The sequence below is a fragment of the Leptospira sp. GIMC2001 genome, from assembly GCF_028462125.1.
Taxonomy (GTDB): domain Bacteria; phylum Spirochaetota; class Leptospiria; order Leptospirales; family Leptospiraceae.
Genome location: NZ_CP115468.1, coordinates 449,467 through 471,820 on the forward strand (window position 1 = coordinate 449,467; position 22,354 = coordinate 471,820).

A 22,354-nucleotide genomic window follows, 5' to 3' on the forward strand; every position below is an offset into this window, starting at 1 on the left:
GATTTATTTATAACGTTTGTGCAAAATCCGTCGTTTCAGACATTCAATGGAAAATATACTTGAAAGTTCAAAATAAAATCCATTTTTTCAAAATTTTCAGCTCCTTTTTCTGAATCTCAAATTTCTTACGAAAAATTATAAAAAAATCTAGGATACTGTCCTATTTCGGGATTCTCGTTTGTTCTATTAGAAATTTAAAGGAGGATTCTATGAAAAAGAATCTACAAATATTTCTAATTAGTTTTTTGCTAGTGGGGTTGAGTGAAACCATCATTAACCAAGTTTTCCTGAAACCCAGTTATGACAGTTTAGCCAGTCTCTGGAGATCCAAGGACGAGCTGGGTGCTTATGCCCCAATTTTTCTAGGGATATATCTAGTTTTTGCGAGTTCTTTCAGCTACATTTTTTATCTTTTTAGAGATAATATGGATTCCATCAAAGGACTAAAACTCGGGTTAGCATTGGGATTTCTTTCTAGATTTTGGTATGCTTATACAAACTTTATTGTATTGCCTATATCTTTTGGTCTTGCCTTAGGTTGGTTCGTATTTGGTCTTATTGAATTGGGAGTAATAGGATTGGCCTGCGGTTACTTTGCAGAAAGACAAAATTTGCGTAATAGAGAAACAATAAGAGGATAAGGAAATGAAAGAATTTTTACTGCTATTTAGGAATCAGGTAGGGGAAGGTAGTTATAGTTTATCTCCCGAAGAAATGCAATCAACAATGCCAAAATGGCAAGATTGGATAGGAGAAGTTATTCAAAATGGTAATTTTGTAAGTTCACAGCCATTAGATTACGAAGGCAAAATTGTTAAGAATAAAGGAATTACAGATGGGCCTTACGTGGAAGCAAAAGAAATTCTTGCTGGCTATTTGATCTGTAAAGTCGCTACAATAGAAGACGCAATTGAAATTAGTAAAAAGTGTCCGATTCTTGACTATGAATTTGGAAGCATTGAAGTCAGACCTATCACTAGTCTTGCGATTGGATGACAATTGATTCGAAAATTTTGAATTTTGATCATCTTTTTCGTGATGAAGCGAAGAAGATGATCGCAGTTCTTACCAAAATTTATGGATTCCATCGAATCGATGAAGTTGAAGACATTGTCCAAGAAACTTTTATTACAGCATACGAAACCTGGAAGCTAAAAGGGTATCCCGAACATCCTAACCGTTGGTTGTTTGCTGTTGCAAAAAATAAAATTATCAATAATCTGAAAAGAGAAAAAAAATACGATGACATTCTAAATTCTCAATCTTCTGTTTTGCCAATTGAATATTCAGTTATCTCTAATTTGGAAGAAGGTCAAGCGACGATAAAAGATACTCAATTACAAATGATGTTTAGCATATGTCATCCTTCAATTCCAGAAGAATCACAAGTCGCGCTTGCTTTAAGAAGTTTATGCGCCTTTAGTATAGATGAGATTGCGAATGCTTTTTTAACAAACAAAGAAACAATTAATAAAAGACTATATCGAGCCAAGGAAAAAATCAAGGAAGAAAACATCCGATTGCAATTTCCCGATACAGAAAAATTAAACGAAAGATTAGAATCTGTCCTCAAAATTATTTACCTACTTTTCAACGAAGGTTATTACTCACGAACCAATGAGACTATTTTTAGAAAGGATCTATGTCTAGATGCGATGAAAATGGGACTTCTATTGATCGATTTTCCTCTTACAAACACTAGTCAAGTTAATGCTTTAATGGCAATTATGTGTTATCATAGTTCAAGGTTTTCAAGCAGAGTTTCAGATTCTGGAGGAATTATAAGTCTAGAAGAACAGGATAGAAGTTTATGGTCAAAAGAATTAATTGCACAAGGAAATTATTTTTTGAGTAAATCTATAACGGAAGAACCTATCGGCGAATATGCTATCCAAGCGTTAATAGCCTGGAATCATACTGAACCAGATACTCCAATTAAATGGAATCGATTACTTACTCTTTATAACAATCTACAAAAAATTTACTTTAGCCCAATTGTTGAACTGAATCGTGCATATGTTTTGGGAAAATGCGGATTCGAGCAAGAGGCAATACAAAACTTATTAGAAAATTTTGCCGAAAAAGAGGATTGCTATTATCATATAACATTAGCTAATTTATATTTAAAATTTGACAGAGAAAAATCGAAAATTCATCTTATGCGAGCCTTAGAGCTTACAAAGACAGATTCAGAGAAAAAAATGATTCAAAAGAAATATAAAACTTTGATTCCTCTGTAGTGATTTTAAAATTATCATTATGACTATGTTGCCTTGTTTTGCTTGCTATGGTTTTTCTGGCTCTCATACTGATTCTAGATTGCATTCCAATCTTTCCTTGTCGTCTGAATCAGAATCTTCAGATCAAGATTCAATTTTCTCCAATTCCATATTAGAAACTAAATCCTCCAATACTATAGGGCCGATCCTAGATTGGCGAGATAAAGACAACATTCCGTCATCAGAAGATATTGTGACTCATCTAGAGTTATTGGAAAAATATTCCATTCCTTATGTATTCGATATCCATACGCATTTTTTTCCTGATGCTGTGCTAAGAGCAATTTGGATGTGGTTTGAAAAAGTGGATTGGAAAATTACATATAGAAAAAAAGAAATTGATAGACTAGATGCGCTTCAACGAAATAAAATTCGGTATTTTACAACATTAATGTATGCTCATAAACCGGGAATGGCTGTGGGTTTGAATCAATGGGCATATGAGAATCATAAATCCACAGAAGGTTGCTTTCTTTTTGGAACTTTTTATCCGGAAGATTCAGTGGATGATTATGTGAAGTATGCTGTTGAAGAATTGGGATTTCGTGGTTTCAAATTGCATTGCGAAGTATCTAAGTTAGATCTGAATCGTAAGGAATTATCGAATACTTTTAATTATCTTCAAGAGAAAGATATACCGATTGTAATTCACACAGGTACTGCACCTCTTCCTGGTGAATATACGGGAATTCAGTTTTTCGAGCCATTTATTCAAAAATTTCCTGAACTAAGAGTAATCATAGCACATATGGGTGCCTACGAAATCGAAAAATATGCATCTCTATTGGATGAATACCTGAAACTGGGAATGGATTCGACTATGGTTTTCGTGGATTATCTGGCAACAGGAACGAACAACGATGATTGTATATATTTGTTGGACAAGTATTCTGATAGAATCTATTTCGGATCAGATTTTCCCAATATTCCATATAATCTAAGTCATCCGATTGAGAATATTCTCAATTTGGATATAAAAGTCGAAAGTAAAAGAAAAATTTTATATCAGAATAGTTGCAGATTGTTCGGTATTCCGATCTAATCGCAATTTATTGCCCAGACAAAAACTTTCCAATTTTGTTCTAAATAAACAAAAAAAGTATAGGAATAAAAGAATTTTACTATTCTTGAAGTAAGACCTATTATAGAATCGTTGTATTATGAATTACTTCCATCCAACAATCAAACCACTCATCATCTACGTAGCTTGGACAGTTTTTGTAGGAATTCTAGTTATCAGTTATCGAACAGCTAAGGTACTTGCAGGTGAGAAAAAGTCCAATGAGTTTCCATCTTGGGAAAAGCATGGCGAAGGTTTCTACTGGCGACTATCAAGATCCCATTTCAATTGTCTCGAAAATCTACCCATTTTCGCAATTTTATGCATAGTTTCTGTGATAACTCTCATGAATAATGCAACTTTTACAATTGTTGCCTGGACTGCATTGGGCGGAAGAATATTCCAAACTCTTGCACATTGGAGCGGTGATGGAGTTTGGAATGTAAACTTTCGATTCACGGGTTATGTTGTTCAAGTTGGATGTTATATAACAATGATAACACTTCTTTTATTGTAGGAATTGTTATATAAGAAATGTATCTTAAACTTAAATAATATATAGCTACAATCATTTCAAATTTAACTATTTTTAAAAGATAAGATTTTAATTCAAAATAATCTTCTGTATGACAAATTAAATTTGAATATGTAAATACATATTAGATTTTTTTACTATAAATCCAATTTATTTTTTAATTTATTTATTCTGTGATTCTTGTTAATTTTTTGACGATCAAAGTTAGTATTCTAACCATGTGTAAAGAGTTTTCAGAAATTAATTAATCTATGGATTATTCCATGCATAAAGTACTTAGCAAATCAGAAATCAAATTTATCAAGAAAAGTATACTTATAATGGCTTTTCTTTTTCTAGCCTCGAATCTAGTTACAGTTGTAATCAATACTTTCTTGAATCAATTCTTAATCTCGCCTGAATTTCAAGAATCCGTGAAAATAGTTCAAGCTGATGCCACCATTATGATTACATCTAATTTTCTCCCGTTTCCTTTTATGACTTTATTTTTAGTATTGTATTTGGTGCCTATTTACAGAGAGATGAAGACGTTTAAGATGAGTAATACTTCTTACGTTAGACTTATTAATATTCCTATTTTTTTCAGTTTTATATCAGGACTTTCTTGGGTGATAGGAACTTTAAGTTTCGAGTCTCAGATTATTTTGCGAGGATTTTCTAATAATTGGCATTGGATCCTTGAGTCTTCCTTACTGACTCTGTCTATGGCAATCACGAGTTTTGTACTTTCGTATTATCTTTTGGATTATTTCCAGAGAACATTGATCGTCCCAAAAATTTTTGCGGGAAGCCAATTCAATGAAATTACTGACGGCTTAAGACCAAATTTAAAACAGAGATTTTATATTTATATAGTAACGATATCTATTCTTCCAGGATTTATGACGTTTCGTTTACTCCAGACATTCAACAATAATGGAGATAATGTTTTTGGACGAAATTTGATTTCTGAGATTGTAATCATGTTCGCTATAATTGGTTTCTTAATATTTATAATCACTTTATTTTTAACAAATTCGATTCGTTCTCCCTTAGATAAAATGCGTTTGCAAGCCGAGGAAATTCAAAATGGTAACTTTAACAAGATAATGCTGGTAGACACTAGAGATGAAATTGGAAATCTTTCTTCTACAATGAATTCTATGACTATTTCTCTTGCTGAGAAAGAAAAGATAAACGATACATTTGGGCGAATGGTGGATCCAAAAGTCCGAGATTTTCTGCTAAGTGGAAACTTGAAGCTAGGCGGAGAACAATCAGAAGCCGTAATACTTTTCAGTGACCTTGCAGGTTTTACAACTTTATCGGAGAATAGAACTCCGGCGGAGGTAGTATCTATGCTCAATCGCTACTTTGGACTTATGTCAAATTGCGTCAGCAAACATGGCGGAATAGTTAATAAATTTATAGGAGATGCGATACTTGCCATTTTTGGAATGCCTATCCCGTTAGAATTCTCAGCTGATTCAGCTCTTCAATGTGCTATAGATATGCAAGAAGCTGGCAAAAAACTAAATGAGGAATTGGAATTAGAAGGACTTCCGCTTATGAAAACTCGAATAGGAATTCACAAAGGATTTGTAATTGCAGGCAATATAGGTTCTCATACAAGAATGGAATATACTGTTATTGGAGATACAGTGAATACAGCTTCTCGTTTGGAGTCGGCTTGCAAGAAATTCGATGTGAACATTTTGTTCTCAGAAGAAGTTAAAGAATCTTTAGAGAACAATTACAATTTCAAAAAAATTGGAAGCCTAATGCTTAAGGGCAAATCTCAAGCTATCTCAACTTTTACATTAAACCAAGAATGACTTGAAACGGTGACTCAAACTTCTTTCCACTTTTTATCATTTTTAGTGTAAACTTAGCAACTAAGTTTGGAAGGTTCGCGAAACCCAGTAGCTGTCCAGTTTGTGAAGTAAAAAAGGTACATTCTGTACTATTTATTGGAAGCTTTTTTCAGGAAATCAATAAGTTTCGCTATATCCTTCGCATGAAATAAATTATTTTTAATATTCTGATATTAAAAGATTGAAAGTATTTTTGAGAAATTTATTTTCATGTCAAAGGTCGAAAGACTTTTATAATTACGGAATAGTAAAATTATGATTAAATATTTAATAAATTTGGGTGTCGATTTAGGAATTTCTCCTTTGGATAAGCGAAAAATCCTACTTTCGAATCAACTTTCGTTATTCTTTTCAATTGTAAATTTACAATACATACTCGCGCTCTACGCTCTTGAACTTTCATCTATAGTATGGGCTTTGTATGTCGGCACTTTTGTATATTTGCTTCTTCCTATTCTTAATAAATTCGGGCATTCCATTTTCTCAAGGTTTATACTTATCTTAAATGTAAATTTTATTCTAGTCTAATATTCAATTCAACTTGGAAAATCGGCTGGAGTTTATCTACTGTTTCTAGCTTTTGCAAGCATACCATTTGTATTGTTTGACTTAAAAAATAAAAAAGCACTATATACTTCTTCTCTCACTGGACTTATCTCGTATCTTATACTTGAAATTTTCAATCAGACTATGGGTGAGCGGTCAGTATTTTCACCGACCGCTGCAATCTATTTTTCCTATTCAATGTTTTTTACTTCTTATATAATTATTTTATTTGTAGTAGGAAACTTTTACTTCAGCAATACGAAAGCTGAAAATGCATTAGTAGCAGCAAAGGAGTTGCAGGATGGAGATTATTTTTTAACAACTCAGATTTTAAATCCTTTATTTAAGAATTTCAATCGGAGTGATTTCGTAAAAACAGAGTTTTACGCTAAGCAGAAGAAGACATTTTCTTTTAGAGGAAGAGACTCTGATCTTGGAGGGGATATTAACATTTCAGGAAATATAATATTTAGAGGAATTCGTTATACGATGTTTATCAATGCAGACGCAATGGGTAAATCAATGCAAGGTGCAGGTGGTGCAATAGTTTTAGGAACAGTGGTTAATTCTTTATTATCTAGATCTGCATCTAATAAAAAAAGTCTAAATCTTCATCCTCGCGAATGGATGAATGATACATATATGGAATTGCAAAATATATTCCTAGCCTTTGATGGTTCCATGTTTATTTCATGCTTTATGGGTCTTGTGAATGAGAATAACGGAAAAATGTATTATTTTAATTCAGAACATCCATCGACTGTATTATATAGAGATGGAAAGGCTCAGTTTTTAGATGAAGAATTTCCGCATCGGAAAATTGGATTTCCTGTTACAGAGCCAATTAAGATTCATGAGTTTCAACTTTTACCTGGAGACATCTTAATCGCTGGATGTGATGGGCGTGATGACACAAACCTGACTCCTAATAGCATTGAACGAAAAATTAATGATGATGAAAATATTTTTGTAAAAATTGTAGAGAAGAGAAAGGCAGATTTGGAAGGGATTTTCGAAGAAATAAGTAAATCTGGAGAACTTATCGATGATTTATCTTTAATCAAAATCGAATTTTTATCTAATCCAAATGCAGAGAATGCAACTTATATAGAATTGAAACAAATAAAAACTTTAATTAAAGAATTTTATTTTGAGGATGCTTTGTATGCCCTGGAAAATTCCTCACAGGAAGATATTCAAAATTTAGAACAACTGTATTTAAGAGCTTTCTGTATGGAAAAGTTGGGTAAGGGTTCTGGATCAATTCAATTATTAGAAAAAAATTATTCAATAGTCAAAGACCATATTCCTTCCTTGAATTTATTGTCCTATCTCTATTATAAAACAGGTAATTTAGATAAATCACAATCACTAGCAGAGATTGCTTTGGGCAAAGATCCATCTAATTTTTCTAGTAATAAATTAATGAATAAAATAATAGCCAGACGGAAGGATCGGATTCAATTTATTTGAAAAACAACCAATCGCTAAGTTGAAGTCAGATAGATATGGAGACTTGATGCCAGAAAACGAAAGGATGTTGTAATTTAAAATGATTTCAAGAATTGCATATAAAGTTCAGATCGTGATTCGGCTAAGTGATCAAAAGTATAGAGGCAAGCTCCCATAATCATAAGTCCAACTCCAACCCCTCGCAACATTTCATTCTTCCAAAAAGCAATCACAATTACGAAACCTAAAAGAAATATTACTATTTCAACTTTTTTTAATATGCCGAAGATTTTCATCACATTCTGTATTCTTGGAATCTCTACTTCATGTATTTTTTGCGGAGCATCTTTGTAAAAAGTAGTTACCCGTTCAATATCAGTGGAGTTTTTGTAGATTACCGTAATACAGATGATAAAAAGCAATATCGAAAGCGGTATCGTTGCATAAGCTATACCTTTTAAAAATTGCTTTTGCTGAAAAAGAAAATATATCGAAATAGTGATGAAGGTTATTGAAATCATTGCACCTACAGTGCATTGAAATTTTTCTCCAAGGAAGTATGTAATGATATTATCCATTAGAATCTAAATTCCAACTACTATGTATAGAAATTTTAAGTCTACTAGATTTTTCATGTGATCATTTTTTCCCTTTTCGATAATATTCTTTTAGAAGGAATGATCGGGAAGCGTTTTTTTTGCTCATACTTCCTAATATATGTAAAATTTCCATGGCCAATTATATTTCAATTCTTTCTCATGCTTTTTATTAATCTATAGAAAATATAGATATGGCTTAAGAATGTGGTGAGTCCGTATGTAACAAACATTAACCAAATAAATCCCAAATTATGATCATAGAGTTTTAAACCAAAAAACTGTGGAAATGCTGCAATCAAATCCCCAAATCCAACGATATTGAAAATCCAAACTAGGGGAATGGTAAACTTCCATTTATTTTTTAAAGCTATAACAGACACTATGGCAAAAATGGATGTTGCAAAATCGAGGAGTCCAACTGTGGTTAAAAAGTCACTTGGAAAGCCATCATACATTTGCTCTTTTGCCATAAATGATAACCCCAAATACCGAAAGGTGTTGAGGTATACAAATGGAAGAAGTGCCTCGTGTATATTTAGCTTGGAAATTCTGGGTTGTATCCAATATTTAAAGCCGAGTATGATTGCAATAGTTCCCGTAAAAGCCTGCAGGTTGATAATAATAAAGTTATCCATGTTTATTTTTTCCTAGTTTAATTGTTTCGAATAAGTGATTTTTGTTACTAAGTGATTGAGATAAATAACCAATCCTCCGTAAGTGAGCAAGTGTACTGGTATTGTTGTGTTTACAGGAATTGCAAATTCCGGAATGCCAAATAATAAAAGCCAATCAATTTGAGGATACAAATCATGACTATAAAGCATATCTACGGTTATGCTTTGCAGAGTTACAATGAGTGCATCCGATGGAATTGTGGCTTCTAGACCGAGATAATGAAAAACTAACCAAAGTAAATCTTGCAATTGGCTTGCGATTAAGAAATAAAGAAATGCTCCTTTTGGAAGCATCTTTTCATGAGCCAGTAAACCTGGAGCGAAATGGTCTGATAACATAGTATTCTCCTTCTTTAATCCTTTTGAGAGAGCGAAATCTTGAATGCTTTAACGGAGTAAACTGCGGCAACCGCTACGAATACAGATCGTACCCAATGCAGCACAAGCCATAAATTAAGCTTACTTGCAGCAACTTCTTCTGAGTATTCCATGTTTATAAATCCAATGTTAGTTGGCAGGTGATAAACTGTGGTAATCGTGCAAGTAATCATTAAGCAGATCAATGCAATTGTCCAATTTTTTCGAACTGTTTGTTGTCCTTTTGTAATAATTACCATCGCCACTGTAGCAAGTATTGCAGGGAGCAAAATGCCCATAGTTGGAGCAAGTAGAAGCGGGAATTGAATCCCAAATTGCCGCATGAACTCCATTGGATCCAACATTTGCCAATACATGCCGAAGCCAAGACCGATCACTAATAGGTTTCCGAAAAAAGCTGAAGTGCCAATTATCGCGATATAGGGTAGTGTATTTTTCATTCTGTTACGTTTTCTTACTCGGTATAGGTTGTTTATTCAATTGTTTGAATATGAATTTTGGAGCTAACCTGCTCATGAATTTGAGCTGTTTGGAAAGTCCAGGTGTGATTTCATCTTTTCCATCCATGAAATGTTTCCAGAAAATATCAGCCATTTTATCGGGTGGCATAGGTTTGAGATTATCATCTTCAGCAATATCAGCTTCATGAGCTAGAGGCGTATCTACCACAGGTGGCAAAAGTTCTACCACTCTTATGTTATGCGGTTTTAATTGCGGGCGAATTCCCATAGTCCAAAAGTGTAACGCTGCTTTGGTTCCTGAATATGTCGGAGCTTGAGCAAACGGCACATATGCCAAACCTGAAGAAACATTTACAACAACAGCATTCTTACTTTTCTTAAGCTGCGGAAGAAAGTAGTGCAACATTCGTATCGGTGCATGAAAATTGATTTCTATCTCGGTAAACTGCTTGTTTAATTGATCTTCTTCACTTCCTGCATCAATCAAATTCATGATGCCCGCATTGTTGAAAAGTATATCAATTCCGCCAAAAATCTGTTCCATTTTTAGAACCAATGATTTTACTTCTTCTTCATTGCATACATCACTTTGCTCGATATGAATGGAAGGCAGGTCCGATTTTACTTTTTCAAGTTTGGATAAATTTCTACCTGTTACGACTACATTGTAGTTATTTTTCATAAATTTTCTCGCAATTGCTAGTCCAATTCCTGAACTTCCGCCAGTGATTAATATTGTTTGATTCATTTTATTTATTTTACTCATTTCTATTTTTTTATAATTTTCCTGTTTTTAAAAGTTGTGTATGCATCCAGAACATAAAAGTAGTTGGAATAAGTTCTAATAATATTCCAAAGATTATAATTGGAGTTGGCGGATAATTTATCAAAGCTAAAGCTCTTGCTGTTCCGCCAATAAATAAAGCAATCATTAGAAAACGAAATAAGGAAACCTCAGATGGATTCCATGCAACGTAAAAAAAGGCAAGAGACATGGAAGCCCAAATTGCAGCAACATAGCGATGGTTGTTGTCTTGCATTGGAGTCGATAAATCCGGATTATAATGGGTGGTTGCACCCATAAACCCAGTAGCCAAAGCAATTATACCGTATAATAGCAAGAATACTCTGATGAATAGTAACATTAAAGAACCTCTTTTTTTGAATTTTTAAGAAATGCGTAAGCTGCTATTGCAATTGGAATCGCAAATGGGATGTGTTGAATTATATCTAACAACGAGGAATTTGGTACAAAATTAGCCCAAATCCACATATCTACGAGGATTACTAAAACGAGCGTTACTAGATGAAATTGACCCGCTAATTTAAATTGACCATTTTGAATAGCGAGAATGACAAATATTGGTGGAAGAATATCACAAATGGACTTGAAAATAGCTAATATCTTAGCAAAACGAATAGCTGAGTCTGTATCCGCAGAAATTGAGAATGAGCCTTCAGCAGCCATAGGGAAGATAAGCCAGAAAATGCCAATGCCAATAAGCATAAAGGCGGATACGTAGCTTGCCCAAATACCTATTTTTATGGATTTAGGTAAACCTTGATGATTTAGATTATTTAAGGACACAATTGCTCTCTCCTACTTGTTTTGACAAGCGAGTGAGTAATGTGTAAGGACTTGGGGAATTTTTAATTTAAATATAATTTACTTTTCCATTCTGGACTATTAAGAATGCCCGTTAAAAAAGTTTTTTTCTCAAATGTAGTCTTATATTTATGTTCTTTGTGAAGTTCTGAGTATTTTACTTCAGATTCATCTACAAGGTAATTCGCATCGCTTTCGAGCTGTGCTTTAAAAGTTGAGAATTCTTGCTTGTTGAATAAAAGATTTTTAGCGTTTACGATCCCATTTTCGGTTGCAAAAGTTACTTTCTTGTGACAACGACAGGGGTTAGATTTGTCAACGAGACCACATTTATTTTGCATAAAATTGTATAAATCTTTACGTGCTTTACTGAGTTTCATACGAAAATTATCTTTGCTAATCTCCATAATTTCGGAACCGATCGTATGATCTCCCCCAAAAATATCACCTATAATATAAATTAATCGTTGTTCTTTCGTTAAACAAAGCAACATTCCTGATAAACATTGCAGTCGCACCTCGCGGATTACTTCTGCTTGTCCTAATTTTTCATCTTCAGTCAATTCTATATTAGGTGCTCTATCTAACGCGTCCCCTAAATCTTCAAAGTTATTCATGAATACGTTAGCTGGTTTTTTGAGATCATTTAAAAATTGATTTTTTACTATTCTATACGCCCAAGTTCTAAAATTACTTTCACCTTTAAAAGAGCTTAGATTAGAGACGATCTTGATTAAGACTTCCTGTGTCAGGTCTTCTGCCTGAATAGGATCGCCAATCATTTTCCATGCAATGTTGTAAATAAAGGGTTGGTGTCTTTCTATCAGATCGTTTAAAGCACTTCTTTTTCCTTCGAAAATCTGTTGAATAAGTTCGGAATCAGAATTGTTGGTTTGATATGACTTAGTAAATGGGTTCATGAATTTACTTTCTCATAGTTAACTGTGACGAAAAATATTTCAATGAGAAAAATATAGAATATCTTGGATAAAGCAAATCTTCATTTGCTTTATCTAATATTCTATTGCTTTGAATTAAGATATTTCGAAATTTTTCGCACAGCAAATCTTGGTGAGAAACGAACCGTAAAAACAAGGAATGCGTTGAAGAATCCACTGATATTAACAACTTTCCCATTCATAAGTCCGTTATAGCCAATTTTTGCAACGTCTGAAGACTTCATCATAAGTGGCGAAGATTGATCTCCGATTTTTGTTCCGAGCATGTCTGCTCTTTCGAAAAATTCTGTCTTGGTTGCACCAGGGCAGAGAACGGAAACTGTAATTCCCTTGTCCTTAACTTCTTCAGCTAATCCTTCGCTAAAAGACAAAACAAATGCTTTGGTTGCATAATAGATGGACATCAAAGGACCTGGTTGAAAACCAGCAGTTGATGCGACATTTAGAATTTTGCCACGTCCAGCCTCTTTCATATCCTGCAAAAAGAGATGAGTCAATTCAACTAGCGATGTAACATTTACTTGGATTTCGGATAATTCTTTTTCAAGCGGAAGGTCAGCAAAATGACCGTTTGTCGCAAAGCCTGCGTTGTTCACGAGGATGGAAACTTTTATTTTATCTTTCTTAAGTGAACGATAAATTTCCGAAGGTGAAGTAGGTTTGGACAAATCCTTAGCAATCACTTTAACTCCAACACCATGAGTTGTCGAAATATCTTTGGCGATCTGATCGAGTCGCTTCTTGTCTCTGGCGGTTATCACCAAATTATTTCCATTTCTAGCAAAAACCATTGCCAACTCATATCCGATTCCTGTAGATGCGCCTGTAATAAGAACTGTTTCAACCATAGTTAAAGATTCCCAATTCGATTGGATTAGCAATCAGAAAATTTATTGAATCCTCTATCCAATTATAAAATGTTACATTTAGTTTACTTCTAAAGTAGAAAAATTATGTCATTTATTCGAAATTTAACTATCAGCAAAAGATTGTATATCTCTCTCTTTGTAATATTAATTCCAATCGTATTTTTGCTATTTTTGATTATACGAAATCAATATAAAACAATTGTTTTTAGCTCTCAAGAGCTACATGGATTGCGAATCAACAAATCAGTTTGGGATTTGATGATAAATATCCAAGAAGGCTATCTGAATAAATCATCAATTGCCGGATTAGAAGAAGGAGTTAGAGCTATAAAGCAAGATTTGATCGATTCGAACATTCAGCTAGATAATTCCGAGATGATAGATCTTCTCGAAACTGCTCAAGAAATTTCCCAGCTTAAACAAGCTGATAGCAACCCAGAGCTATTGGATCATATGCAGAAATTGTTGATTGATTTACATTCTGATCTTACAGATAAATCCAATTTAATTTTGGATCCAGATCTAGATTCTTATTATCTAATGGATATAGGAATGCTAAAGCTTCCCAATGTTGTTTTTTATTGCGGAATTTATTATCATAATATTCCAAAGTTTTCAAATCCCAATTCACGAGCTAAAAATGACCTTGGAAGCTTGAGATTTTTATTGAGTGATTGCGAGAAAGTTATGAAAGAAGTGGAATTTTCCTTTCATAAAGAATTTCAATACAATATAATTTTAAGGGAATCAATTTTGGAGAAGGAAGCTGTTTGGATTTCAAAATTCAATGAATTCTACCGATTGGCGAAATTGTTTAATAATGATCCAAGCCAGTTTGGTTATGGATCTAAGAATTTTGAAGAATTAGAATCTTCGTATATTGTTTTTTTTGATTCTCATAAAGAAATACATACTAGAGTTCTTAATGATTTAGAAAGAGTCTTGAATCTGCGAATTAACAATCTTAAGATGGAATCTGCAGTTTCGATATTTTTATCTATGATAATTTGTATAGCAGCTTTTCTATTTCAAGCTTATGTAAACAGAACGATTGCAAGACCACTTTCAGTTGCGGTTGTAAAATTTGACGAATTGGCAAAAGGAAACATCAAACAAAGTTTTGATTATGCTTACAATGATGAGATAGGAAGTTTATACTCATCTTCACAGGCATTTGTTTTAGAACTCAATAAAATATTGAAAGAAATCTTGCTTCTTGTAGATCGTGTTTCTCGATATTCTGAACAAACTTCGATAATGGCAGGAATGCTATCGGAATCATCACAGAACCAAGCTGCTCAGACAGAGGAATCGTCTGCTTCTATTGAAGAGATATCTGCGAGTTTTGATAAAGTTGCGAAATTGATTGCTCGTGAATCCAATGATATTCAAGAAATTGGATTCATTACTGAAAATATTGCTGAGTCTATTCGTTACGTTAATCAACAGATGGCAAAACTCAAAATTGTTGCGGATCAATTGATGTCGCAAGCTCAGTTAGGCGAGGATACGATTGGAAGTACAACAGATTCCATGCGGTATATGCAAGAAGTTTCAGGTCAAATTGGTGGAATTGTTTCGATTATTACAGATATTTCCGAGCAGACCAATCTACTTTCTCTGAACGCATCTATTGAAGCGGCAAGAGCTGGTGATATGGGTAGGGGATTTGCAGTTGTTGCATCCGAAGTCTCGAAGCTTTCGGAGAAAACTGGTGAAAGTGTTTCTCAGATTAAGAAACTCATCCAGACCTCTGATAAAACAGTAGATCAAGGTGTACATAGTGTATCATCATCTGTTGATGTTATACGAGGCATTCTTGCGAATATTAGTGAGATTCATAAAAATTCCGAAACGGTTGTCGATGCAGTTGGCAAACAATCAACGAATGTAGATTTTATACATAGAAGTTATAGAGAACTAAAAAGTCTATCGGCAGAAATCGATCAATCCGCCAAAGAAGAAAAAATTGCAATCGATCAAGTTACAGAAAGTTTGCAATTGATTGCAGAATCAACGCAAGTGATAGCGGACAATGCTGGAGCTCTCGCTGAGATTTCTGGGAAATTGGATTCTGCATCACATCAGCTCAATTCAACTATTGGCTGGTTTCATATAAAGTAGGTTGTGATTGAATGCAGCCAAATTTCTGAATCCATCAACTGATCTCGACTCAGTCAAGATTCTATTCGAAAAAACTTGGATTTATTCCCTCGTGATTCTTACAGAATCATTGGTTCAGTTCATTGTGAATCATTGGTCTAATCGTCTCTGCAAAGAACAACGAACTACCTGTAGGTGGTAAATTCGTTAGAGAATTTTTGACGCCTTGATTATTTACCGAAACAATTCCGAAGTATCCTCGGTTTCGATCTAACCAAGGAAAGAATCCATTCGCTCCGACGGAGTGAGATATGAGATCTTTATCACATTCAGTTGGATTGCCTGGATTGCTACAATAGCGCCAGTTCCCCAATCCATAAGTCCAAGAATAACCAAATGCTGAAAATTGAGAATATCCAATGGTTGCACCACGATACTGATCAGACAAGATCTCACTCACAGCATTTGCACTTAGAAAACCATTCACATCGCTCGTTCCATTGTATGCATTTCCTGATCGCAGAAGAGCAAGCATCAATCGAGAATATTCTCTGGGACTTACGATCAATCCGTACGCTCCAGCGAGACTTCCATCTCCACCTAAAGTTCCACCCAAACCACTTACCCATTTAGTTTCTGTTAGACTCCAATTTAATGGAAGTGAAACTTCTGTCTGGAAAATTTGTTTCCAAGTCTGATTACAAGCAACTTCGACCATTCGCTGAGCGACAGCCATATGATTCGAATTGTAAACAAATAGTGCGCCCGGTGTATCATTTTTTGTATTGTCTCGGATGCTATTTACGCATGAATCTTTCTGAGCGGATGTTGCATTTTCGGGAAGGTTTGCAATGCAGGAATCCTGTCCACTTGCTCCACCTCGATCATTCAAGCCAGAGGTAAAAGCAAGCAATTGCCTCATCGTTATTGTTCCTCTTGTTCCAGTCCAACCTAACACATTTGCTGTGGTCGATTCCAGATTGAGGGAGTTGCATTTGTTCTGGTCAATGACTCGCATAATGGTCACGGCAGTCACCCATTTGGAACCAGAAAAAATTATCTGATGGCGATCATTTGCAATGGTTCCGAATTCTCTTTCTTTAATCGTTCTATTGTTTCGATCTGTGATGATTAGTGAAGCTCCTTCATCAGCGGTTCTTGAGAACCGATCGAAGCAATTGTCAATAGTTGAACATTGTCCCGCACCAATCCCCGCAAGAACGAGAAGAGAGGCAGAATCATCATCTTGATCATTATGACAATTGACTGCGAATAGAATTGAAGAAATCATTAATATGATAATTTTATTCATAATAACCTACCTTTATAATTTTATAACAGGATCAAAACTTATGATGATTCCAGTTTTTTCCAATTCACATTCTGCAATATTCGGAATTAAATATGCGTCACGAACAGATGAAGAAATTGCATTGCCAGGGGGAAGTGAATCCAGAAATACTCCATAATAAATTGTCGCCTTACCTCGAATAATTGAAGTGCAATCATAGACTGATGATTTTAAATAAGATCCTTCATCCTCAATTTCCGATATGATTGGATAGAGAAATCCTGCAAGAAATCCATTCAGAGCTGTCAATGGTGTAACAATCGGAATTCCAGATTGCATTCCTTTTTGTGCAAGCCATAACAATTGACCATTTGCAACAGCTTCTGTCGTTGCTTGCGAGATTTCCTTTTTTGCTTCTTTGCCAGTCATACTATCATTGGATTCCAGGCCGATTTCATCTAAGACAATGCAATTACCTGACAAGATTAGAATCAAAATGAAAAATTTGAATCTAGAAAAAACTTTGATTGGATTGAAATTAGAGATCATTCATTCTACTCCTGAAAATATAAAACAATATTGATATGATGATTCTGCATTTATTTTTCTTTATCTGCATTTTCAATTGAGAGAATTGCGAATTTGGCAAGCTTCTTAGTTTCTTTATTCCCTGATTCTAGAATTTTCTTGAGAACAGGAATCGACTTCTTTTCTTTGCGATTGGCAATGGCTTCGATAGCAAGTTTGCTTTGGATAAGCTTGTTAGACAAGGCAAGCTCTTCAATTTGCTTTCTCGCTTCGTCTCCTTCAATTTCACCTAATGAAGATATTGCGAAAGGAGCAAGGTTATCATCGGACGCAAATTTTACCAAATCGTTAAGAGCTTTCGGATTTTTCAACACACCCAGGCTCTCAATTGATTGAATAGCAAGTCTTCGATCTTGAGATTTCCCCGCTTCAATCAAAACAGGGATTGATTTCTCTGTTCCAAGAAATCCGAGCGACCATGCTGCACCATAACGAGCTTCACCTGATTTTTCTCGGATTACTTTCCATAGAACAGTTTCAGATTCAGAATTACCGATCCAACCAAGAGATAGAGCAAGCTCTTCTCGGTCGGGAGAGCTAAGATCTGTTAGACGTTCTTCGATAGCAGGTCTTGAGACTTCATCTTTCCACTCACCCAGAATTTTAGCAGCAGGTCCAAGAGACAGAGTGTTATTCGCTTGGAAGATTGCACGGATCTTTCGTTTGTTTTCTTCATTCGGAAGTGTTGCTATAATCCCAGCTGCGAGGTATCGCAATTCTCTCTCTGGATTGCTTAGGTATCCGATCAACTTCGGAAAAGTGGACGGATCTCTTATTTCTTTTAGAGCGATATAAGAATTCTCACGAATCTTAGATTTATCTTCCACTAGTTTTTGAATAAGCAATTCGGTAGATTTACGAGAACCAATTTTGCCTAAAGCCAGAACGGATGCAGCAATGGTTGGTTCCTCTGCTTGGGCGTTCCGAACATTCTGTATGAGATAGTCTTCACCTGGTTTGTATCTAACTCTCCCAATCGCCATTGCGTACGTTTTGTCTTTCTCAGGATCACGATTGGCACGAGCCATTTTTAGAATTGCAGATCCTTGGTTTATTGCGTTGCATTGGAATAAAGCCTCAACGGTCGATAGACGAGTTGTATGATTGTCCGAATCAAGATATTCTATAAGATGAGGTCCGGCTTTTGGATCCTTCATGCGACTCAACGCATCGATGATTGTATCCGGGAATATTTCTTTGTCTTTTTTTAGTGCAATGATTTTATTTAGCGATGATAAATCTTTGTATTCACCAAGTGCGATTGCGGATACACTTCGTACGCCTGGATCAGTATCTGTGGAAATTAATTTTTGAATCTGAGGAATGCAGTCTAGGTTGTAATTTTCCATACAATCTAATACAGCTTGTCTTCTAAGCCCGGTGTCAGTGCTTTTTAGATCTTCAATCATCGATTTGTTGACTACTGGTTGCTTTTCATCGTCTGGTAATTTTTCAGGCATGGGAGGTCCAGAACATTCAGATAAAATAAAGAAAGAGAAAATAGAAAAGATTAGAAATTTATAATTCATTGCTTAATAGACTACCAATTTATATGTATAAGTGATTAGATTTAGAGATCAAGTATTTATTGTTATAGAACGAGGCAGTATAGAAATACTGCCCCTTGAAATTTAGTAACTGTGAAAATTAGCTACTAGGAACTTGAGATTTAGCTTCTCGAAGACTTGCTAATTCTTTTTTGTAAGATGCAATGTCCTTGGATGCGATGGATTCTTCAACAGACGAAAGTCTGGAATTCTCCAATGTATATTCCAATAACTCGATTCTCGATTCCATTTCTTTCACTTTGTAATCGAAATAAGTTGCCATCTCTTTTGGATTTGCATCTTTTTCGCTCGGACTTGCTGGAGGTTCAGAACCAGGAGCTGCATACTTCGAAGCTGCGATCATAGAAGCAAATTTGGATTCAACTGCTGTAAATGAATCCAGGTTATCCAAGATTTGCTTTTCCTCTGCTTCGTTTAGAGTGCCTTTGTATTCGTTTGGAATGTACACATTGTTCGGGTATTTCCGAGCAAAATCTTGCCACTCTTTACGAACTTTCTCCTTGAGCTTGGGATCTTTTGCTTCCAAAGCATGGGGCCACAATTTCTCAACCATAGATTTTTCTTGATCTTCTGGTCTTGGTGCCTCAGGAAAATTGGAAAAATCAGATCCTCCAGAACTTGAGGTGAACGACCAAGGACTATCCTTGGAATCGTTTTGAGCTGTTTGATCGGAGTCTTTATCAGTTTTTGGTAAAAGAATTATTACCAATAAAAGGACAATGGTTCCGACTATTACAAATAACCATTTTCTTTTATCCATCTTCAACTCCTTATGTGAAAATTCCAATCACCCAAGAAATGAACTGACCAAATATTGTCTGAGTCAAGAATTTCTTAAGGTCTACAGGGTTTCTGTTGAGGCTATCATAAAACCAAGCTGAATATTCATCAACTTTTGCAATGTTGTAGCCATAACGAGAGTTAATTGAATCAATCAATTCATTAGCAAATACAGCATGACCTAACATATTAGGATGCACTCCATCAAGTCCGAAAACTCCAGGTTTACCAGGAAGTGGCCAGTTAGCTTGAGCATTGCCTGGGCTATATCCACTTGAATGTCTAATTGGTCTTCCGTTTTCTTTAAGGTCATCAAATATCACTTTCAAATCAGCAACTGCATAACGATTCGCAGCACCTTGTGCTTTGATCTCATTGTTAAGCATTGTCAGAAAGTTATTGATAGTGTTGATCTCAGTTGCATCAAGAACGTGGCTTGGGCTAGAAACTGAGCTTCTGAAGAAAGCTTTAAGTCCACTATAAGCTGCACGATTTTGTGGGTCTTTGTACGGCTCAAGAAAAGCAATTGCTGTAACGTTTGGTACGGTAAAAAGTACTCCACCTTTTACAGAGCCGATATTTGCCATTCTTCTAAATACTTCTCTAATATCTCTTTTGAACCTTGGCTCATCTAGACAATCAAGCGAAGTGTGCAATGCTGTACAGAGAACATGATTTGCACCAGCGGATCCAAACACGAAACTTGGTTTGTTTTTCTCCATGACTTCCATCTGAGTTCCAGAACTTCTTAGTCCGAATTGATGGAATTTATCTGGCTCTTGGCAATCTGCTACGGTAACCCATCTATAAGTATAGTGATACCAAGTTCTCCAATACCAATCTTTTTCCTGCTTCTTTGCTGTGATATCTTCACATTTTCCAGAAGTCTTGAGAACTGTTGTATACTCGGCGCCTGTGATTCCGGCATGGGATGGTAGAGAGTAAGTTTTCTGGTTGCCACCAATGATCGCCAAACCAATACAAATCGGTCCGCAATCTCCTTTTAGCACATCTTCCAAGTTAATGAAAGGTCCTTTCAGTTCGTTGTATGTAACGCTTGATCCAGCTTGCTTGGATACGAGTACTGGGTATGCCCAGTCTTGAGTCTTCTTTTCAACTGTAGCACCAAAGAATCCTTGGCTCAAGGAATCTCCAATTACGCCTGGCTTGCGAAATAAGTCTGCTTGGGATTGGGCACTGATACTAGAAACTGCTAACAAAAGCAGCAATCCAGTGATGCCTTGCAATAATCTTGCCATATTTTCTCCTCCGTTCGAGAATATTCGGAAATTTATTTACTTAGAGGACATACTTATGTCTATTCCGTGGAATTGTCAATAAAAAATCAACATGAACAATCTATTAAATTGATTTGCCTTATAAACAGCTTCCAAAAACTTAGAAAGAAAGACAGTCAAGAGAAGGGTAAACAATCGATGTACCAGCCATTTACTGAGCAACAATTGGAAATCCGAAACCTAGTTTGGAATTTTGTTAAGAAAGAAATTACACATGAAGTAGCCATCCATTGGGATGAAGAGAATAAAGCACCAGTCGAACTCCTAGCAAAAATGAGAAATGAGCTTGGAATCAACGGTCTTGTGATTCCAGAAGAATACGGTGGTTGGGGACTTGGCTCTGTTGAGCAGTGCCTTGCAATCGAAGAACTTTCAAGAGGTTGTTTGGGAATCGCTCTTGGCTTTGCATACACTGGACTTGGAATGCTCCCACTTTTGAAGGGTGCAACTCACGAGCAGAAATTGAAATGGCTACCAGGAATCGCTGATGGTTCCGTTGGAGTATCATTTTGTCTATCCGAACCTGGAGCTGGATCTGACGTTCCTGGAATGACAACTCGTGCCGAGAAAAAAGGCGATAAATGGATCATCAATGGTGCAAAACAATGGATCACTGGTGGTGGATTAGCAGACTATTTTACAGTTTTCGCATATACTGATAGAAACAGAGGAACTCGTGGAGTATCTTGCTTCTATGTTCCTAAGACTGCAAAAGGATTAATTGTCGGTAAGAAAGAAGACAAATTAGGAATCCGTTCCTCTGACACAAGACAGATCATTTTCGAAGACTGTGAAGTTGGCGAAGATGCATTGGTTGGTAAAGAGAATATGGGTTTTATCTATGCTCTTCAAACACTTAACGCTTCTAGACCTTTCGTTGCTGTGATGGGTGTTGGTGTTTCTCAAGCTTGTATGGACTACGCAAGTAGATATTCAAGAGAAAGAGAGCAGTTTGGAACCAAAATTTCAACATTCCAAGCCGTACAACATATGTTAGCTGATATGTCTATCAAATTAGAAACTTCTAGAGAGATCGCTTATAAAGCTGCGAGAATGGCTGACGCAAATGATCCAAACTTGCCAAAGTATTCTGCTATCGCAAAAGCTTATTGCTCAGAAATGGCGATGCAAAACTCTCTCGATGCAGTTCAAATCTATGGTGGTTATGGATATACGAAAGAATATCCAGTTGAGAAATTGATGCGTGATGCTAAGATTCTTTGTATTTTTGAAGGAACTACTCAGATCCAGAAAAACGAGATCGCAGCTTACGTAATCAAGGAAGCAGCTTCCAACAAAGATTGATCGTTTTTTGGTCTAACAACTGACACTAAAAAGGTGACTCTTGGGTCACCTTTTTTTATGACTATGTAGAAATCTGTATTATAAAATATGGGTGTTTCTAATAAAAAATTAGCAATTTTCGCGAAAATATTTTCTCTGATATTTCCAAAC

The 22,354-nt window shown here is 35.4% G+C and carries 24 protein-coding genes; 10 read left to right on the forward strand and 14 right to left on the reverse strand.

Annotated elements, in window-relative coordinates; translation table 11 throughout:
• Positions 1 to 209 precede the first annotated feature (209 nt).
• From O4O04_RS03580 to O4O04_RS03615, 8 genes are all read left to right on the forward strand, one after another.
• On the forward strand, positions 210 to 641 hold the full coding sequence (locus O4O04_RS03580) for a hypothetical protein (protein WP_272534226.1): 432 nt from the start codon (positions 210 to 212) through the stop codon (positions 639 to 641).
• A gap of 4 nt (positions 642 to 645) precedes the next feature.
• Positions 646 to 996: a YciI family protein gene (locus O4O04_RS03585; RefSeq protein ID WP_272534227.1), complete on the forward strand. Its 351-nt coding sequence runs from the start codon at positions 646 to 648 to the stop codon at positions 994 to 996.
• Positions 993 to 2,240, forward strand: coding sequence for an RNA polymerase sigma factor (locus O4O04_RS03590; RefSeq protein ID WP_272534228.1), 1,248 nt, complete (start codon positions 993 to 995; stop codon positions 2,238 to 2,240). Before O4O04_RS03585 ends, O4O04_RS03590 begins: the two co-directional genes overlap by 4 nt.
• Positions 2,241 to 2,259: 19 nt before the next feature.
• The gene (locus tag O4O04_RS03595) at positions 2,260 to 3,321 is read left to right on the forward strand and encodes an amidohydrolase family protein (RefSeq protein WP_272534229.1); all 1,062 of its coding nucleotides are present in this window, start codon (positions 2,260 to 2,262) and stop codon (positions 3,319 to 3,321) included.
• Between the two features lie 118 nt (positions 3,322 to 3,439).
• Positions 3,440 to 3,856, forward strand: a complete 417-nt coding sequence (locus tag O4O04_RS03600) for an MAPEG family protein (RefSeq protein WP_272534230.1) — start codon at positions 3,440 to 3,442, stop codon at positions 3,854 to 3,856.
• Positions 3,857 to 4,137: 281 nt separating this feature from the next.
• Positions 4,138 to 5,688, forward strand: a complete 1,551-nt coding sequence (locus O4O04_RS03605; protein WP_272534231.1) for an adenylate/guanylate cyclase domain-containing protein — start codon at positions 4,138 to 4,140, stop codon at positions 5,686 to 5,688.
• 294 nt (positions 5,689 to 5,982) lie between these two features.
• A complete protein-coding gene (locus O4O04_RS03610; protein WP_272534232.1) occupies positions 5,983 to 6,255 on the forward strand; it encodes a hypothetical protein in 273 nt (90 codons plus the stop codon).
• Positions 6,256 to 6,471: 216 nt separating this feature from the next.
• Positions 6,472 to 7,746: a PP2C family protein-serine/threonine phosphatase gene (locus tag O4O04_RS03615; protein ID WP_272534233.1), complete on the forward strand. Its 1,275-nt coding sequence runs from the start codon at positions 6,472 to 6,474 to the stop codon at positions 7,744 to 7,746.
• Positions 7,747 to 7,820: 74 nt separating this feature from the next.
• On the opposite strand, the gene O4O04_RS03620 is transcribed toward O4O04_RS03615, so the two are convergent.
• The 9 genes from O4O04_RS03620 to O4O04_RS03660 form a co-directional block, all read right to left on the reverse strand.
• On the reverse strand, positions 7,821 to 8,303 hold the full coding sequence (locus O4O04_RS03620) for a hypothetical protein (RefSeq protein ID WP_272534234.1): 483 nt from the start codon (positions 8,301 to 8,303) through the stop codon (positions 7,821 to 7,823).
• 167 nt (positions 8,304 to 8,470) lie between these two features.
• Positions 8,471 to 8,959, reverse strand: a complete 489-nt coding sequence (locus O4O04_RS03625; RefSeq protein WP_272534235.1) for a hypothetical protein — start codon at positions 8,957 to 8,959, stop codon at positions 8,471 to 8,473.
• Between the two features lie 12 nt (positions 8,960 to 8,971).
• The gene (locus O4O04_RS03630; protein ID WP_272534236.1) at positions 8,972 to 9,337 is read right to left on the reverse strand and encodes a hypothetical protein; all 366 of its coding nucleotides are present in this window, start codon (positions 9,335 to 9,337) and stop codon (positions 8,972 to 8,974) included.
• Between the two features lie 14 nt (positions 9,338 to 9,351).
• The gene (locus tag O4O04_RS03635) at positions 9,352 to 9,816 is read right to left on the reverse strand and encodes an anthrone oxygenase family protein (protein WP_272534237.1); all 465 of its coding nucleotides are present in this window, start codon (positions 9,814 to 9,816) and stop codon (positions 9,352 to 9,354) included.
• 4 nt (positions 9,817 to 9,820) lie between these two features.
• Positions 9,821 to 10,585: an SDR family oxidoreductase gene (locus tag O4O04_RS03640; protein WP_272534238.1), complete on the reverse strand. Its 765-nt coding sequence runs from the start codon at positions 10,583 to 10,585 to the stop codon at positions 9,821 to 9,823.
• A gap of 28 nt (positions 10,586 to 10,613) precedes the next feature.
• Positions 10,614 to 10,982, reverse strand: a complete 369-nt coding sequence (locus tag O4O04_RS03645; protein WP_272534240.1) for a DUF4345 family protein — start codon at positions 10,980 to 10,982, stop codon at positions 10,614 to 10,616.
• Positions 10,982 to 11,425: a hypothetical protein gene (locus O4O04_RS03650; RefSeq protein ID WP_272534241.1), complete on the reverse strand. Its 444-nt coding sequence runs from the start codon at positions 11,423 to 11,425 to the stop codon at positions 10,982 to 10,984. Before O4O04_RS03650 ends, O4O04_RS03645 begins: the two co-directional genes overlap by 1 nt.
• Positions 11,426 to 11,487: 62 nt before the next feature.
• Positions 11,488 to 12,363, reverse strand: coding sequence for an RNA polymerase sigma factor (locus tag O4O04_RS03655; RefSeq protein ID WP_272534242.1), 876 nt, complete (start codon positions 12,361 to 12,363; stop codon positions 11,488 to 11,490).
• 101 nt (positions 12,364 to 12,464) lie between these two features.
• Positions 12,465 to 13,250, reverse strand: coding sequence for an SDR family NAD(P)-dependent oxidoreductase (locus tag O4O04_RS03660; RefSeq protein ID WP_272534243.1), 786 nt, complete (start codon positions 13,248 to 13,250; stop codon positions 12,465 to 12,467).
• 105 nt (positions 13,251 to 13,355) lie between these two features.
• Here O4O04_RS03660 and O4O04_RS03665 point away from each other — a divergent pair, with 105 nt between their 5' ends.
• Positions 13,356 to 15,395 (forward strand): methyl-accepting chemotaxis protein, encoded by a 2,040-nt coding sequence (locus O4O04_RS03665; RefSeq protein ID WP_272534244.1) that lies wholly within the window; start codon positions 13,356 to 13,358, stop codon positions 15,393 to 15,395.
• A 106-nt stretch (positions 15,396 to 15,501) separates the two neighbouring features.
• On the opposite strand, the gene O4O04_RS03670 is transcribed toward O4O04_RS03665, so the two are convergent.
• The 5 genes from O4O04_RS03670 to O4O04_RS03690 form a co-directional block, all read right to left on the reverse strand.
• Entirely contained in the window at positions 15,502 to 16,686 is a 1,185-nt protein-coding gene (locus tag O4O04_RS03670) for a serine hydrolase domain-containing protein (protein WP_272534246.1), read from the reverse strand.
• 12 nt (positions 16,687 to 16,698) lie between these two features.
• Positions 16,699 to 17,214: a TIGR04452 family lipoprotein gene (locus O4O04_RS03675; RefSeq protein ID WP_272534247.1), complete on the reverse strand. Its 516-nt coding sequence runs from the start codon at positions 17,212 to 17,214 to the stop codon at positions 16,699 to 16,701.
• A 50-nt stretch (positions 17,215 to 17,264) separates the two neighbouring features.
• On the reverse strand, positions 17,265 to 18,713 hold the full coding sequence (locus O4O04_RS03680) for a HEAT repeat domain-containing protein (protein WP_272534248.1): 1,449 nt from the start codon (positions 18,711 to 18,713) through the stop codon (positions 17,265 to 17,267).
• 187 nt (positions 18,714 to 18,900) lie between these two features.
• Positions 18,901 to 19,581, reverse strand: coding sequence for a hypothetical protein (locus O4O04_RS03685; protein ID WP_272534250.1), 681 nt, complete (start codon positions 19,579 to 19,581; stop codon positions 18,901 to 18,903).
• A 10-nt stretch (positions 19,582 to 19,591) separates the two neighbouring features.
• The gene (locus tag O4O04_RS03690) at positions 19,592 to 20,860 is read right to left on the reverse strand and encodes a hypothetical protein (protein ID WP_272534251.1); all 1,269 of its coding nucleotides are present in this window, start codon (positions 20,858 to 20,860) and stop codon (positions 19,592 to 19,594) included.
• 177 nt (positions 20,861 to 21,037) lie between these two features.
• Here O4O04_RS03690 and O4O04_RS03695 point away from each other — a divergent pair, with 177 nt between their 5' ends.
• Entirely contained in the window at positions 21,038 to 22,204 is a 1,167-nt protein-coding gene (locus O4O04_RS03695; RefSeq protein ID WP_272534252.1) for an acyl-CoA dehydrogenase family protein, read from the forward strand.
• Positions 22,205 to 22,354 lie beyond the last annotated feature (150 nt).